Below are 15,846 nucleotides of genomic sequence, written 5' to 3' on the forward strand. Positions count from 1 at the left end.
TCTCTATTTACTAACGCTTGAAAAAGCGAAGCTTCTCTTATGCGTTCACAGCCACTTCTTTTAACGCCGATTGCAGGGCGCCGATAAATTTCTCGTTCTGCTCCTGGCTGCCTACCGTGACGCGCAGCATCGTCGGCATGCCCCAACCCGGATCATGGCGAACGATAACGCCTTTTCTGAGCAGCGCCTCGAAAACGAGCCCGCCCGGACGCTCCACGTCGACCATGACGAAGTTGCCGTGCGCAGGGTAATAGCTCAGCTTCAGCTCGTCGAACTGAGCGGATAAGTACTTAATGCCGCGGGCATTCGTTTCACGGCAGTCCGCAATGAACTGTTCGTCCTGAAGCGCAGCGAGAGCCGCTTTTTGCGCGAAGCCCGTCGTATTGAACGGCTCGCGGACTTGATTGATCGATTTGATCACTTCAGGATGCCCGATGCCGTAACCGATACGAAGGGTCGCCAGCCCGTAGATTTTGGAGAACGTGCGCAAAGTAATGACGTTCTTGTACTGCTTGACCAGGCCGATGCTGTCCGGATATTGCCCGCTCACATTGTACTCCGCGTAAGCTTCGTCCAAAACGACCAGAACGTGGGACGGCACTTTGTTCAAAAAGTCCACGACTTCTTGATGCGAATGCATCGTGCCGGTCGGATTGTTCGGATTGCACAGCCAGATGATCTTGGTGCGCTCGCTTACTTTATCCAGCATGCCTTGCAAATCGTGATATCCGTCGATGCACGGCACTTCGATGCACACGGCGCCTTCGATTTCGGCGTTATGCTTATATTGAGGGAACGTCGGAGAAGCCATAATCGTCTCGTCGCCCGGAACGAAGTAAGCGCGCGCAAGCATCAGAATGATCTCGTCGGAGCCCGCTCCGAAAATAACTTGGTTCGCTTCAACGCCAAAATGCGCCGCCACGGCATTCGTCAAATCTACGGCGCCGCCGTCCGGATAAATGCTGGTTTGATCTACGTGAGCGATAATCGCTTCTTTGGCTTTAGGGGAACATCCGAACGGATTTTCATTGGAAGCCAATTTAATGACTTCGGTTAAGCCGAGTTCTCTCTTTACTTCTTCCATCGGCTTGCCTGGCTTGTACACCGGCAGATGGACAATGTTTTTCTTGGGCTGCACTCAAGGTCACCTCATTCAAATAATAAGTTCTGCTATGGAAAGCGCGCGCCCCTCGGGACACGCTCTTCTATTGGTTGCTTCCTAGTAATTTTCTCACAACTGCTATCAAATGTGAAGTTTTATATTGCCGAACTATGAAATTAATTAACGCTTAACGAAGACCTTGCGGATATTGCGGCGGTTGAGCCGCATTCCCGCAGCGGCGCCCAAGCCCGCTTCTTCCGCCGTGAAAAAAGCAAAGCCTCGCCGATTCCGAGAATAGCGAGGCTTTCGTCTACTTATCCTATTAAATTTCTTACAAATTGATCGATGCGAGAGAGCGCCTGCGGACGCGTCGCATCCTGCTCAAATAGCGGCAGCGCCTCTTCCACCTGGCGCACCAGCGCGCTGCCTACGACGATGCCGTCGCAAGTCTCTGCGAATCTGGCAAACTGCTCATGAGTAGATACGCCGAAGCCGATAGCGATAGGAAGCGCCGTCGACTGCCTCACCGTCTCCAGGAACGAGTCGATCCCGCTGTGAAACTCCGTTCTCGTGCCCGTAACCCCCAGCGAGGAGACGCAGTATACGAAGCCGGAGGCGCGGGATACGATGCGCTTGATCCGGTCGTTGGAGGTCGGAGCCACCAGCGGAATCAAATGGATGCCGTGCTCGTCGGCCAGCTTGCGGACTTCCGCATCCTCTTCCATCGGAAGATCGGGGATGATTAATCCGCTGATCTCGCTTTCCTGCAGCATCGGGAAAATCCGCTCCAACCCGAACTGCAGCACCGGATTATAATAAGTAAACAAGATGAACGGCAGCTCGCAGCCTTCGCTTCTCGCTTGACGAGCCGTATTCATTACGTCCTGGACGGACACCTGATGGTTTTTAAGCGCCCGCATCGATGAGCGCTGAATGACGGGCCCGTCGGCGAGCGGATCGGAGTAAGGCACGCCCAGCTCCACCATGCTCGCGCCGGACTGCTCCAGCTGCTTAATAATATCGACCGATGTCTTCAAATCCGGATCGCCGATCGTTAAAAAAGGAATAAATGCAGGCTGCTTGCGCTGCTTCAGTTCGGCGAATACACGATCAATGCGATTCATGAACAGCACCTCCCAGATAGCCCATAATCGCTTCCACGTCTTTGTCTCCGCGTCCGGACAAGCTCACGACGATGATCTCGTCTTTGCCCATCGTAGGAGCCACTTTCATCGTTTGCGCGATCGCATGCGCGCTCTCCAGCGCCGGAATGATGCCTTCCGTGCGGCTCAGCAGCTGCAGCGCATCCAGCGCTTCCTTATCGGTAATCGGATGGTATTCCGCGCGGTTGGAATCCTTGAGGTACGCATGCTCCGGCCCGATGCCCGGATAGTCGAGTCCGGCCGAGATGGAGTGCGCTTCCTGCACTTGTCCATATTGATCCTGGAGGAGATAGCTCATGGAGCCTTGGAACACGCCGTGGCTTCCCATCGTCATCGTCGCCGCGTGCTCCTTCGTTTCAATCCCGCGTCCCGCGGCTTCGGCGCCGATCAGACGAACGCCTTCATCCTGCACGAACGGGTAAAAAATGCCGATTGCATTGCTTCCTCCGCCTACGGCGGCAATAACCGCATTCGGCAGCTTGCCTTCCAGCTCCAATATTTGCTTGCGGGACTCGTCCCCGATAATTCTTTGGAAATCGCGGACCATCATCGGATAAGGATGCGGGCCGGTAGCCGAACCGAGAATGTAGAACGTATCGTCGACATGGCTCACCCAGTAGCGCAGCGTTTCGTTACAAGCATCCTTCAGCGTTCTGGTGCCCGAAGTAACCGGAACGACTTCCGTGCCCAGCAGGTTCATTCTAAACACGTTCAACTGCTGGCGCTTCATATCTTCTTCGCCCATGAACACTTTGCATTCATACCCGAGCAGCGCCGCGACGGTAGCCGTGGCCACGCCATGCTGACCCGCCCCCGTTTCGGCGATCAGTTTCTTTTTGCCCATATATTTGGCAAGCAGCCCTTGACCCAAGGAGTTGTTGATCTTATGGGCGCCGGTATGGTTCAAATCTTCGCGCTTCAAATAAATTTTGGCGCCGCCCAGATGGGCCGACAAGCGCTCCGCATAATACAGCGAGGTCGGTCTGCCCGAATAACGATGCAGTAAGTATTGAAGCTCCTGCTGGAACTTCTCTTCCTTCACATATTTCTTGTAGGCTTCTTCCAGTTCGATCAACGCGTTCATTAAAGTTTCGGGAACGTAGCGCCCGCCGAACTTTCCGAAGCGGCCTTGCTCATCCGGTACGTTATACACGATGCTTCACCCTTTCGACAAAGCTGGTTATTTTCATAATATCTTTTACGCCATCGGTTTCGACTCCGCTCGACACATCCACTCCATCGGGCGTATAAACATCCAGAAGCTCTCCCACATTATCCGGCTGAAGTCCCCCCGCCACGAGCAGAGGAATCCCTGCAGCCCGGCTCCAAGCCTGGTATGGGGGTATCGCCTCCCAAGAGAACGTTTTTCCGGAGCCTCCGCCATATACCGGATCGAACGTGTCCAGCAAAATAGCGTCCACGGTTTCCGCGTACGGGTCCAGCGCGGCCGCGATAACGCTGTGCTCGGCATCCGAATCGTTTGCCCCGGCCGCTTGCCCCGTCCGGGCTACCGAAACGACCCTCCACAGTTTGACTCCGGGAAACTCCGACTTGATGCGTCTGCACTCTTGAGGCGTTTCATGTCCATGCAGTTGTAAAATATCGAGAGGAGCTTCCTGCATCACCGCAACCAGTTCCTCGCGAGTAGGATTAACAAGCACGCCGACGGTCAACGGGACAGCCTTCCCGGCTTCCCGCCGCTCAGCAATAACCCGAATCATTTCGCCTGCCTGCTGCGGCGTCACCTGCCGTTTGCTTTTGGCAAAAACGAATCCGATATAATCGATAGGCAGATGCAATATCGATTGTACCATATCCGGAGTCTTTAACCCGCATATTTTTACGCTTGTCATATTGCTTTACCCCTTCGCCGCATAAGTCCCGAGCAGATCATGAACCGCCTGCCCCACGACCGGCTGCCGCATGAAATGCTCTCCGATCAATACGGCATGCGCACCGATCGATTGCAAATAATCAATTTCCGAAGGTTTGGAAATGCCGCTCTCGCTTACGATCGTAACATGCTTCGGAATGTAGGCGATCAGCTCTTCCGTCGTTTTCAGCTCGGTGACGAACGTCTTCAGATTGCGATTATTGATGCCGATCAACGATGCATCGAGCGTCAGCACCCGGTCAAGCTCTTCCTTGTCATGCACTTCAATCAGCACATCGAGGCCGATGCTCTTCGCTTCGCGGGCGAACAGCTTCAACTGCTCCGTCGTCAATATAGCCGCGATGAGCAGCACGGCATCCGCGCCGATGCTGCGCGCTTCATAAATCTGGTGCAGATCGATCGTAAAATCTTTGCGCAGAATCGGCACTTGAACCGCGCCCCTAACCTGACGCAAATAGTCGTTGGAGCCTTGGAAATAGTCCGCGTCCGTCAAGACGGAGATGCAGTCCGTCCCGGCTTGCTCGTAAGCCTGAGCCAGCAGCACAGGCTCGAAATCTTCACGAATTAGCCCTTTGGACGGAGAAGCTTTCTTCACTTCGGCGATCAATCCCATCGGGCGCTTGCGTCCTGAGGACAAAGCTTTCTCGAAGCCGAGCGTCGGCGCAAGCTCCGCAATTTCCCGCTCCAGCTGGGTCAAAGAGATTTTTTCTTTCAAGTCTGCCACTTCTTTATGCTTGGTAGCTACAATTTTATCAAGAAACATGTCTGATTTCTCCCGTAAATTGGACTAGCTCCTGCAGTTTGCCTAGCGCCTGGCGCGAGTCGATCACATGAGCCGCATATTTGACGCCTTCCTGCAAGGTGGCGCATATTCCCGTAACGTAGAAGCAGGCTCCCGCGTTGGCGAGCACGATATCGCGGCATGCGCCCTGCGCTCCCTGGAACACGCTGTGAATAATTTCCGCATTGACCGCCGCGTCGCCGCCGATCACTTCCTTCAGGCTGGCGCTGCGCAAGCCGAGCAGATCCGGCGTGATTTCGTAGGTGACGATCTCTTCGTTCTTCAGCTCGGTCACCTGCGTCGCGTCGGAGATGCTAATTTCGTCGAGACCGTCGAAGCTGGCTACGACAAGCGCTCTTTTCACGCCCAGAGCCCGCATTACATGGGCCATCGTCTCCGTTTTGCCGCGATCGAAGATACCGAGTACCTGACGATCGGCTCCGGCCGGATTCGTCAGCGGTCCGAGCAGATTGAACACCGTCCGGAAGCCGAGCTCTTTGCGAGGCAGCGCGGCGTGTTTCATCGATTGGTGGTAACGCTGGGCGAACATGAAGCAGATGCCTACATGCTTCAGACATTCAGCGGCCTGCTCCTGATTCAGCTCGATATTGACGCCGAGCGCTTCCAGCACGTCGGCGCTGCCGCTCTTGCTCGACATCGCCCGGTTGCCGTGCTTGGCGACCCGGATACCGCCCGCCGCCGCTACAATCGCCGCGGTCGTCGAGATGTTGAACGTATCGGCGCCGTCGCCGCCCGTTCCGCAAGTATCGAGCAGATTGAACTGCTCGGTCTCCACCCGGTTCGCCTTCATTCTCATCGCTTCGGCGAAGCCGGTAATTTCCTCTATCGTTTCGCCTTTCATCCGAAGCGCCGTCAGGAAGCTCCCGATCTGCGAAGGCGTAGCCAATCCGTCCATAATGTCGGACATGACCCCTCTAGCTTCCGCGCGGGTCAAATGATGCAATCCGATCAATTGTTGAAGCGCCTGTTGTACCGTAAATTGATTTTCCATGTAAACTGCCTCCCCATAAGTTCTTTAAGCAGCCGACAATGGCTCCGAAGCCCTCGGCCGACAGAGATTCGAATTAATAGTAGTCGTGGTTGATGACGCTGTGAGCTACCGGTCTAGGGGCGAATACGGCTTCGGCCGTGCGAATCGACTTCAGCATCCCCTTCGCTTTGTTGACGGTCTCCTGATACTCGCTCTCGGCGACGGAATCCCATACGATTCCCGCTCCCGCCTGCACGTACGCCTTACCTTTTTTGAAAATAATGGTACGGATCGTGATGCAAGTATCCATATTGCCGGAAAAGCCCAAATATCCGATAGCTCCGGCATAAGCGCCGCGAGCTTCATTCTCCACTTCCGCTATAATTTCCATCGCTCTCAGCTTCGGCGCTCCCGATACGGTGCCCGCAGGCAAACACGAGATGAACGCGTCGAAGAAATCTTTATCCTTGGCAATCTTCCCGGTGACATTCGATACGATGTGCATAACATGCGAGTAACGCTCCACTTGCATGAAGGTGTCGCAGCGCACGCTGCCGAATTCGGATACTCTGCCGATGTCGTTGCGTCCGAGGTCGACCAGCATCAGATGCTCGGCGCGCTCCTTCTCGTCGGCCAGCAGCTCGCGCTCGAACGCTTCGTCTTCCTCCGGCGTTTTGCCCCGCGGGCGCGTTCCGGCAATCGGCATCGTCTCGACCTTCTCGTCTTCGACGCGGACGAGCAGCTCCGGAGAGGTACCCACGATCACTTCGTCGTCCATCTTGAGGCAGTACATGTAAGGCGAAGGGTTCATCGTCCGCAAAATACGGTATACGTGCAGCGGCGATACGTCGGTTTCGATCTCGAACCGCTGCGACAGCACTACTTGGAATATATCGCCGGAACGAATGTACTCCTTCGCTTTCTCCACATTGGCGACGTACTGCTCCTTCGTCAGGTTGGACTTCAGCTCGCCGATTTCCACGTCTTCCGGAATCGGATGCTGCTGCATCGACAGCGCAGGAAGCGGACGCTTCAAACGCTCGATCGTTTCGTCGATTTTGGCGCAGGTCGCTTCATAAGCGGCCACAATCTCCGCGTCCGAGCCATGATGGGGAACATGGACGTTGGCGATGACCTTAATCTGCTGCTTGAAATGATCGAATACGATCACTTGATCGCAGAACATAAACTGAATATCGTTCATGTGCAGGTCGTCATTGCGGTGCGCCGGCAATTTTTCGTAATATTGCAGCAAATCGTAACCGAAGAATCCGACGGCTCCGCCCGTAAACCGCGGCAAATCCGGAAACGCAGGGCTCGAATACGCCCGCAGGTAAGCTTTCAGCACGTCGATCGGCTTCTCGATGGAATGTTTGGTTTCTTTCTGACTCTCGATTTTCGTCACACCGTCTTTGGCCGTGATCATCATAAACGGATCGGTTCCGATAAAGGAATACCGCGCCCATTTCACGCCGCCCTCGACGCTTTCCAGCAGGAAGGCTCTCTTCTCCTCGTAAAAGTGCTGGAACACGCGAATCGGCGTTTCCGTGTCGGCCATTAAAGACCGGACGACCGGGATCAAATTATACTGCTTCGCCAGCCGGATAACTTCCTTTGCTTCTGGTGTGTACATATCGAATCTCTCCTCTTCTCGTCTCAGCCTCAGCTTCCCCTTCGGAAAGCCGGCTTTCTGCTTGTTTGCCCGCCAACGGGTATTTTCAACAAAAACAAATCCCCCAAAAGCCATCCATGCCGCCGACGCGGCACCACAGACAATGGAAATGGGGTACCAAGAGTAATTTCCAGGGTAGTGACGGGGGAGCCCCCGGATTTCCACAGGATATTGCTGCGCATCATTTCCTAAACAATAAAAAAGCCTCTACGTCAAAGTAGAGGCGGTTTTTAGATGATCATAAACATACTTAGCCCTGGCATCATCTTATCGATGACAATAAGAAATATAAGTGCTCGCAACAACTGCACCATAGGCTTAAGTACTTTACTCGGCTCATCTCAACTAGGCTCTACTCTGCTCTAAAACTCTCTTCTCTTCTCAATCAACTAACAAATCAGCTACCATAACTATACTATGCCGCTTATGCTTTTGTCAATTTAGATAAATCGGGACGAAGACGCATAGCCTCTTTCAAATAAACATGAACGATCTCGTCCTGCTTTTTCTCCGTATTGGCCATTACCATGAGCCGAATGCACTTTGGCAGCGCGCCTTCTACGGGAACTTCCAGAGAACACATCAGCGGTACAAGCTCCCAGCCCGGAAGCTGGCGGATCGCTTGAGCGGGGAACGTACTGGTCAGATCGCTTGTCACCGTAACGAATACACAAGCAAGCTCATCCGGTTTAATTCCGTTTTCAACGATGATTTGATTCAACAACTCCGTCGTCGCGCTTAAAATTTCATTTTTCTCGTCATGCTCCACGGTCGTGGCGCCGCGAATACCTCGAACAAACATGGTCAAGCCTCCTGTTTCAATTGCTCTACGACATCTCTTACCCATGCCGTAGATACGTTTTTATTGATTTCCACCTTGCCGATCGCCGTCGGAATAATAAATACCATCGTACCTTCTTTGAACTTCTTGTCGTGCATCATCGCGCTCATGATCGCATCCGTATCCAGATGAGCGGGGATGCGCGTCGGCAGTCCGAATTTTTGCAGAATCCGTTTGGTCACCGTATAAATATGCTCCGGATAGCCCAGCTTCATCGCCAGCTTCGCCGAGCCGACCATCCCTATAGAGATCGCTTCCCCGTGATGCAGCTCATTGTAATTGGCCACCGCTTCCAGAGCATGGCCTATCGTATGGCCGAGATTGAGAATAGCCCGCAGATCGTTCTCCTTCTCATCCTGGGACACGACGATTGATTTCACCCTGCAGCCCTGGTACAGTCCGTACTGCAGCGCTTCCTGGTCGAGCGCGATCAGCTTCTCGGCGTTGTCTTCCATCCACTGCGTAAACTCGGCGTCCCAGATCAAGCCGTGCTTGATCATCTCGGACAGCCCCTCGCGCACGATGCGCTCCGGCAGCGATTGCAGCGTCGCCGTGTCGTACAGTACCATTTCCGGCTGATGGAACGCGCCGATAATGTTTTTGGCGAGCGGATGGTTGACCGCCACTTTGCCGCCTACGCTGCTGTCATGAGCCAGAATCGTCGTCGGAATTTGCACGAAACGAATGCCTCGCATGTAGCTGGCCGCCACAAAGCCGGCCAAATCCCCGACGACGCCGCCGCCCAAAGCGACAACTGTGGACTTGCGGTCTAGCCCGGCCTGCAGTGCCGTCGTTACGATATCCTCCAGCACGCCGAGCGATTTGGACTTCTCTCCCGCGGCTACGATATGGGAGACGACGGAGTAACCCGACTCCTGAAGCTTGCCCATAATCGGAGCCAGGTGATGCTCTGCAACATGCGAATCGGTAACCAGCAGGATCGGAGAAATTTTGCTGATGCCGTGCTTATCGAACAAGCCGCCGATTTGATCCAAAATCCCTTCGCCGATATAAATCGGATACGATCGTTCCCCTAAATCAACCGTTAGCTCCTTCATCCGGTCCTCGCCTCTTTCCTCTAGTAACTTTTCACTTGCTCCAAAAAGCTGTTGTAATTGTTGCGAATCTCCTCCAGAGAATCTCCGCCGAACTTGTCGAGAAACGCGCTTGCCACTTCCCAGGCAACGATATTTTCCATAATGACGCCCGCTGCCGCTACGGCGCAAGTATCGGAACGCTCCACCTGAGCGGTGAACGCTTCCTTCGTATCGATATCGACGCTCTGCAGCGCTTTGTACAGTGTCGAGATCGGCTTCATGACGCCGCGTACGACGATAGGCTCGCCGGTCGTCATGCCGCCTTCGAAGCCTCCCGCACGGTTGGAAGCGCGATAGAAGCCTCTTCCCTCCTCATACATGATCTCGTCGTGTACTTTGGAGCCTCTCAGCTTAGCCGCTTCGAAACCGATGCCGATTTCGCAGCCCTTGAACGCTTGGATCGACAAAACCGCCTGCGCGATGCGTCCGTCCAGCTTGCGGTCCCACTGCACATGGCTGCCGAGCCCGACAGGCACGCCTTCGATCACGCATTCCACGATGCCGCCGAGCGTATCTCCGTCTTCCTTCGCCGCGTCGATCGCCGCGATCATACGCGCTTCGGCTTCCTTATCCACCACGCGCAGCGGCGATTCCTCGGTAATGCGGATCAAATCGTCGATCGGCAGCTCCTGGCGGTTCACTTCCACCTCGCCGATGCGGATTACTTGACTGGCCACTTTAATGCCGAATGCGGACAGCAATTGACGGGCTACCGCGCCGATAGCCACACGCATCGTCGTCTCCCGGGCGCTGGACCGTTCCAAAATGTTGCGCAAATCTTTTTGATTATATTTCAAACCGCCGTTCAAATCGGCATGACCCGGACGCGGCCGGTTTACCCTGCGCTTCGTCTCGTCGTTGCCTTCGATCGGTTCGATATTCATTACGCTCGTCCAATGCTTCCAGTCGTTGTTCTCCACGACGAGAGCGATCGGAGCGCCTGTTGTTTTGCCGTGTCTTACGCCGCCGACAATGCTCGCGGTATCTTTCTCAATCTGCATGCGGCGTCCGCGTCCATACCCTTTTTGCCGGCGCGCCAATTGAAAATTCACTTGTTCAAAATCGATGGTTACATTGCTCGGAAACCCTTCGATAATCGCAGTAAGCTGCGGACCGTGCGTTTCCCCTGCTGTTAAATATCTCACACTCGTTGTCCCCTTTCATCCTATCCCCAAAAACGCAGCAATAACCGACCGGCACGCTTTAGCGCTTTTATGTACTCCATTCATGTGCTAATTATAGTATAGGCGCCACCGTTTGACAAGAAACGGACTCAAATCCCGGGCCGAGCGTCAAGGGCCGTCCGCGGCGGAATGCGCAAATCTGAATAAAGCCCTCCCTGTACGGAAATCCGATTAGCATCGTTTCCGGGCGCAAAAAAAGATGCCCCGCTTAGGGCTCGTACCCCTCAGCGGCGCATCTTCGCTCAATCGTAGTGCTTCCTGCTCTATCAGCCGTTGACGGGCTGCTTCTTGAACGGACTCGGAAGCTCTTTCAGCTCCGGGTCCTCCATCATCCCCATCACTTGCAAAGAATCGATTCCCATAATTTGCGCGCATTCCTGCACCGTAATAAATCCTCTTCGATAAGCCATGATCACTTTTCGTTTATCCACCGAATCCCCTCCTGCAGATTTTTGTCGATTATTCACAGTATAGGAACAGATGGAAAAAGTTATACATGGCTTCCGCTTTTTTAGCCTTTTTTCCGATAAAAGAACGTTTCCGCAGGCTCAAGCTCATATTGTCCCGGAGAGAAAATTTGTTCCGTGCTGCCGACAAACAAGATGCCTCCCGGCTTCAGCGCATTGGCGAATTTATGATATAACAAGTGCTTGGCTTCTTCCGTAAAATAGATCATGACGTTACGGCAAATAATCAAGTCGAACTGCGTATCGAACGGATCGATGAGCAAATTTTGCTTCTGAAAGCGAATTTCTCGCTTCAGTCCGTCCGCAATCGAAAACGTCATATTTTCCTGCTTATAATATTTTTTCAAGTACGCTTGCGGCACATCCCGGATCGAACGATCGGAATATACGGCCTTCTTCGCCTTGGCCAGCGCGCCCTCGTCGAGATCCGTGGCCACCAGCTGCGCATCCTGCAGCGCGCCGAGCTCCGCCAAAATCATCGCCAGCGTGTAGGGCTCCTCCCCCGTCGAGCAAGCGGCGCTCCAGCATTTCAGCTTGCGGGTTTTGCGCAGCATTTCGGGTAGAAACTGTTTTTCCAGAACTTCCCACCGATTCGGATTGCGCCAAAATTCGGATACGTTAATCGTCATCCGGTCGAGAAATTCGTAGAACAATTCCTTATCCTTCGTCATCGCCTCGAAAAAGGAAGCGAACGAGTCGTACCCCTTCTTCATCCGCAGCGTAGTCAGCCGCCGTTTCATCTGGGCTTCTTTATATTGCGCCAAATCGATAGACGTGTAATCTTTTACCTTTTTGATGAACAGCAGAAAATCCTGATCCTCCATGCCGGTCTCCTCACCCTAGATCCACTGGCTTATGACTTTGCTGTAATTCAACAACTCGTGCTCGGCGAAGAAATTGGCAATCTCTCTTTGCGCGCTTTCCGGAGAATCGGAACCGTGAATCAAATTATAATTCGTATGTATGGCGTAATCGCTTCGAATCGTTCCCGGGGCCGCGTCTAGGGCGCTGGTCTTGCCGATCATCGCTCTGGACAATGCGACGACCTGATCCCCTTCCCATACCATGGCAAATACGGGACCGGATGTGATGAAGTCGACCAATCGATCGTAGAAATCTTTGCCCTTATGCTCTTCGTAATGCCGCTCCGCCAGCTCTGCCGTCACTTGGATTAGCTTGGCGCCGACGAGCTGAAATCCTTTTTGCTCGAATCGTTTGACGATTTCGCCGATAAGACCGCGTTGGACGCCGTCGGGCTTGACCATTAGAAAAGTACGTTCCATCCCTCAATTCCCCCTTTTCTTCCCAATATATCACATAAACCGCATGATGATAAACCGTTTTAACGTTTTAATAAGAACGATTGCCGATAAAATGGGCTACGCCGATCAAATCTTTCTTGGCCTGTATGTCCGGCAAGCTGTGCAGAACGGCAATCGCTTTGTCGATATAGCGGTTGGCCAGCTCTTCCGCCTGCCTGATGCCTTGACTGCCGCGGATCAGCCCGATAAACCGGCTGACGTCGATTTGGCCGTCGGCCTCCTGAATTTTCCGCAGCTCCTGCATGAGCGGCACGCGCAGCCCGGGCTCCCGCAGCGCGTAAATGACCGGGATCGTGATATTGCCCTGCCGGATATCGCTGCCCGGAGGCTTGCCGATCTCCTTCTCCGTACCGCACAGATCGAGCAGATCGTCCCTTATCTGAAAGGCCATTCCCACGTTATAGCCGAACGAATACAACCGGTTCGATACCCATTCGTCCGCATCGGCCGCAATAGCCCCGAGCTGGCAGCTTATTGCGATCAGCAGCGCCGTCTTCCGGCGGATTCTAAGCAAGTAGTCGCGCAACGTCTGCTCTGCGTTGAAGAAGAGGCGGATTTGCTCCATCTCGCCGATGCTCATCTCCAGTATCGCCTTGGACAACGTTTGGTGTATCGCGGGATTGCCCAGGCCGGTCGCTACGTGAAGCGCTTTGGCAAAAATATAATCGCCCGTGAACATGGCAACCCGGTTATCCCATTTGGAGCGGACGGTCAGTTGGCCGCGGCGGGTTTCCGCATCGTCAATCACGTCGTCGTGAACAAGCGAAGCCATATGTATTAATTCCAGAGACACCGCTACATGCTTGACACGGGTCAAATCGTAGGTGCCGAATTTCGCACCGAGCAGAACAAAAATAGGCCGGATTCTTTTGCCACCTGCCTTTAGCAAATGTACCGACGTCTCGCGCAGCATGGCGTGATCGGTGTCGATACTTCGTTCCAGCTCTTTCTCTATGTACGAAATATCCTTTTTCATTTTTGCGTACAGCTCAATCAGTTTCATTCCGTCACCTGTGTTCAGTATTTGTCGTTCCACAATTGAATCGGCACTTGTTTATCGAGCAAGCCGAGCTCCCATGCATAGCGGTAATACAGCTGTAACCCCGCTTGCTGATCCGGACCGAACTCGTACGTTAACGTCGAGAAATACCGCTGCCAATAAGCGGCGTCTCCGCCGATCTGCCGCTGCGCTTCCTGCACGAGAGCCGTCATATCGCCAAGCGATTTGCGTTTGCTTTCCATGAAGCCTTCGTAGACGCGGGCGATCAGCTCCGGATGTCGCTCCGCCGCCTGCTTGCGGACAGCACATACGGCAAACGACATCCACTGTCCCGTTCGGCGCGTCCATTCCTCGGCAAGATCGGTCACGTGCCAGCCGTGCGGAAGCCAGCTTTCCCGGATTGCATGGTCGCCGATCAATAGAGCCGCATCGGCCGTGCGCATCATGTCGTTCAGCACGGGGGCCGCATCATGATAAACCGGGTCAACCCCATAAAACCGCTGCAAAATAATTTTAAGCAGATTGACGGAGGTTGCCGACGTCGTGGGCAAAGCGATCGAAGCTCCCGACAGCTCGCTCAGCGGCTTCCGGTGAAACAGCAGGATGGACTGAACCTGACGAAAAGCGCTGACGGACATATCCGGCAGCAGCACGTACTGCTCGCAATGCTCGCCGTAAGCGAAAGACGAAATGGGACCGATGTCGATCTCGCCTGCGGCCATCGCGGCATTTAATTGGGTAGGGACCTGAGTAACCAATTCCACTTCCCCTTGAAAGCGTTCATAAGGGAAATAATAAAAGAAAGGCCAGACATTCGTAAAATCAATCCGGCCGATGCGGATCGCCTGGCTTCGTCTCATCCTCCGTCGTCCCCCATCTTTTATACAATTCATGCTCCACATCCATGCTGTCCAGCACTTTGCCGACCATAAAATCGACCATATCGTCCATCGACTGCGGCCCTTGATAAAATGCCGGCATAGCCGGAATGATTCTGACTCCCATGCGGGCCAGCTTCAGCATATTCTCCAAGTGAATCGCGTGCAGCGGCGTTTCCCGCGGCACGATAATCAGCGGCCGGCCTTCCTTCAGCATCACGTCCGCCGTTCGTTCAAGCAGATTGTCCGAGGCGCCGTGAGCGATGCCGGACAACGTCCCCATCGAGCACGGAATGATGACCATTCCGCTGGTCCGGAAGGAGCCGCTGGCCGTGCTGGCCCCGATGTCCTGAATCGGGTTGTACACATAGCCGCCGGAGTATCCGCCGAAATGCTTCTCCAGCATTTCCTTCCTGCGGGCAGCGTCCCAGCCGAGCTCCTCTTTGAGCACCCGCCAGCCGGCGTCGGTGATCAAGAGATGGATGTTTAATCCGCGGGCGAGCAGGAACCGGCAGAGGCGTACGCCGTAAACGGCTCCGCTAGCCCCGGTAATTCCTACGACCCAGGGCCTTGTCATCCGCGGAACACCACCAGATCGACCAGGGTGAACACGAACATCGCCACGCTAATGACGCTGTTGAGCGTAAAGAAAGCGGTGTTCAGCCTGCTCAAATTTTTCGGCGTCACAATCTTATGCTCGTAGAATAGCAGCGCGTTGGCGAGAATGAGGCCGGTCAAATAAACCCAGCTGAGATCGGTCAAATAGAACAGCGTGAGCAGCCCTAACGCCGTGATGACATGGAACCAGCGGGCGATCCGCAGCGCCTTGGCGACGCCGAATCGTTGCGGGATCGAATGCAAGCCTTCCTCGCGGTCAAACTCTTCGTCCTGGCATGCGTAAATAATATCAAAGCCTGCAACCCAGAAAGCGATCGCTACGTAGAAGATCAAAGCGCTCAACGTCACGTTGTTCGTGATCGCCACCCAGCTGCCGAGAGGAGCCAGCGCGATCGTAAAGCCGAGAAACAAATGGCACGCCCATGTGAAGCGTTTGGTATAAGAATAGAAGACCAGTAAGAAAATAGCTATAGGAAGCAGCTTCATCGATAGCGAGCTTAAATTGGCCGTAGCCCAAAACAGTAATGTGAATGAAATCACAATAAACAAAATGGCTTCCTTGGAAGAAATCAGACCTGCCGGAATGGCCCTGGCGGCCGTCCGCGGATTTTTGGCGTCAAACACCTTGTCGATAACCCGGTTCAGCCCCATAGCGGCGCTTCTTGCGCCTACCATAGCCAGAATGATCCAGCCGATTTGTCCCCAACCCGGCAGTTTTTGAAAAATAACGACCGAACCGAGCAATGCTCCCATAAACGCAAAAGGCAGAGCAAACAGCGTATGCTCGATTTTAATCATTTCCATAAACACTTTTGCTTTTTTCAACAACATTCGTT

General features: G+C 53.9%; 17 protein-coding genes. All 17 read right to left on the minus strand.

Annotated features, from left to right (window positions below; translation table 11 throughout):
- Positions 1 to 37: 37 nt before the first annotated feature.
- The gene (gene hisC, locus SK3146_RS05335) at positions 38 to 1,138 is read right to left on the minus strand and encodes a histidinol-phosphate transaminase (protein ID WP_249864103.1); all 1,101 of its coding nucleotides are present in this window, start codon (positions 1,136 to 1,138) and stop codon (positions 38 to 40) included.
- A gap of 278 nt (positions 1,139 to 1,416) precedes the next feature.
- Positions 1,417 to 2,226: a tryptophan synthase subunit alpha gene (gene trpA, locus SK3146_RS05340; RefSeq protein ID WP_249864104.1), complete on the minus strand. Its 810-nt coding sequence runs from the start codon at positions 2,224 to 2,226 to the stop codon at positions 1,417 to 1,419.
- Entirely contained in the window at positions 2,213 to 3,418 is a 1,206-nt protein-coding gene (gene trpB, locus SK3146_RS05345) for a tryptophan synthase subunit beta (RefSeq protein WP_249864105.1), read from the minus strand. The genes trpA and trpB overlap by 14 nt, the downstream gene beginning before the upstream one ends.
- A complete protein-coding gene (locus SK3146_RS05350; RefSeq protein WP_249864106.1) occupies positions 3,411 to 4,118 on the minus strand; it encodes a phosphoribosylanthranilate isomerase in 708 nt (235 codons plus the stop codon). Before SK3146_RS05350 ends, trpB begins: the two co-directional genes overlap by 8 nt.
- Positions 4,119 to 4,124: 6 nt before the next feature.
- Complete coding sequence (gene trpC / locus SK3146_RS05355; protein ID WP_249864107.1) at positions 4,125 to 4,922, minus strand: indole-3-glycerol phosphate synthase TrpC; 798 nt, start codon at positions 4,920 to 4,922, stop codon at positions 4,125 to 4,127.
- Positions 4,912 to 5,952, minus strand: coding sequence for an anthranilate phosphoribosyltransferase (gene trpD, locus SK3146_RS05360; RefSeq protein ID WP_249864108.1), 1,041 nt, complete (start codon positions 5,950 to 5,952; stop codon positions 4,912 to 4,914). Before trpD ends, trpC begins: the two co-directional genes overlap by 11 nt.
- 73 nt (positions 5,953 to 6,025) lie before the next feature.
- Positions 6,026 to 7,564 (minus strand): anthranilate synthase component I, encoded by a 1,539-nt coding sequence (trpE, locus tag SK3146_RS05365; protein ID WP_249864109.1) that lies wholly within the window; start codon positions 7,562 to 7,564, stop codon positions 6,026 to 6,028.
- A 463-nt stretch (positions 7,565 to 8,027) separates the two neighbouring features.
- Positions 8,028 to 8,405, minus strand: coding sequence for a chorismate mutase (aroH, locus tag SK3146_RS05370; RefSeq protein ID WP_249864110.1), 378 nt, complete (start codon positions 8,403 to 8,405; stop codon positions 8,028 to 8,030).
- Positions 8,406 to 8,407: 2 nt separating this feature from the next.
- Complete coding sequence (gene aroB, locus SK3146_RS05375; RefSeq protein ID WP_249864111.1) at positions 8,408 to 9,502, minus strand: 3-dehydroquinate synthase; 1,095 nt, start codon at positions 9,500 to 9,502, stop codon at positions 8,408 to 8,410.
- 20 nt (positions 9,503 to 9,522) lie between these two features.
- Entirely contained in the window at positions 9,523 to 10,686 is a 1,164-nt protein-coding gene (aroC, locus tag SK3146_RS05380; protein ID WP_249864112.1) for a chorismate synthase, read from the minus strand.
- Between the two features lie 305 nt (positions 10,687 to 10,991).
- Positions 10,992 to 11,156 (minus strand): hypothetical protein, encoded by a 165-nt coding sequence (locus SK3146_RS05385; protein ID WP_249864113.1) that lies wholly within the window; start codon positions 11,154 to 11,156, stop codon positions 10,992 to 10,994.
- 80 nt (positions 11,157 to 11,236) lie between these two features.
- Positions 11,237 to 12,016, minus strand: a complete 780-nt coding sequence (locus tag SK3146_RS05390) for a CheR family methyltransferase (RefSeq protein ID WP_249864114.1) — start codon at positions 12,014 to 12,016, stop codon at positions 11,237 to 11,239.
- 15 nt (positions 12,017 to 12,031) lie between these two features.
- On the minus strand, positions 12,032 to 12,475 hold the full coding sequence (ndk, locus tag SK3146_RS05395) for a nucleoside-diphosphate kinase (protein ID WP_249864115.1): 444 nt from the start codon (positions 12,473 to 12,475) through the stop codon (positions 12,032 to 12,034).
- Between the two features lie 67 nt (positions 12,476 to 12,542).
- On the minus strand, positions 12,543 to 13,517 hold the full coding sequence (locus SK3146_RS05400) for a polyprenyl synthetase family protein (protein WP_249864116.1): 975 nt from the start codon (positions 13,515 to 13,517) through the stop codon (positions 12,543 to 12,545).
- A gap of 14 nt (positions 13,518 to 13,531) precedes the next feature.
- A complete protein-coding gene (locus tag SK3146_RS05405; protein ID WP_249864117.1) occupies positions 13,532 to 14,374 on the minus strand; it encodes a menaquinone biosynthetic enzyme MqnA/MqnD family protein in 843 nt (280 codons plus the stop codon).
- Entirely contained in the window at positions 14,337 to 14,969 is a 633-nt protein-coding gene (locus SK3146_RS05410) for a UbiX family flavin prenyltransferase (protein ID WP_249864118.1), read from the minus strand. Before SK3146_RS05410 ends, SK3146_RS05405 begins: the two co-directional genes overlap by 38 nt.
- On the minus strand, positions 14,966 to 15,814 hold the full coding sequence (locus SK3146_RS05415) for a UbiA-like polyprenyltransferase (protein WP_434006858.1): 849 nt from the start codon (positions 15,812 to 15,814) through the stop codon (positions 14,966 to 14,968). Before SK3146_RS05415 ends, SK3146_RS05410 begins: the two co-directional genes overlap by 4 nt.
- Positions 15,815 to 15,846 lie beyond the last annotated feature (32 nt).

It is taken from the genome of Paenibacillus konkukensis, from assembly GCF_023523925.1.
GTDB lineage: Bacteria > Bacillota > Bacilli > Paenibacillales > NBRC-103111 > Paenibacillus_S > Paenibacillus_S doosanensis.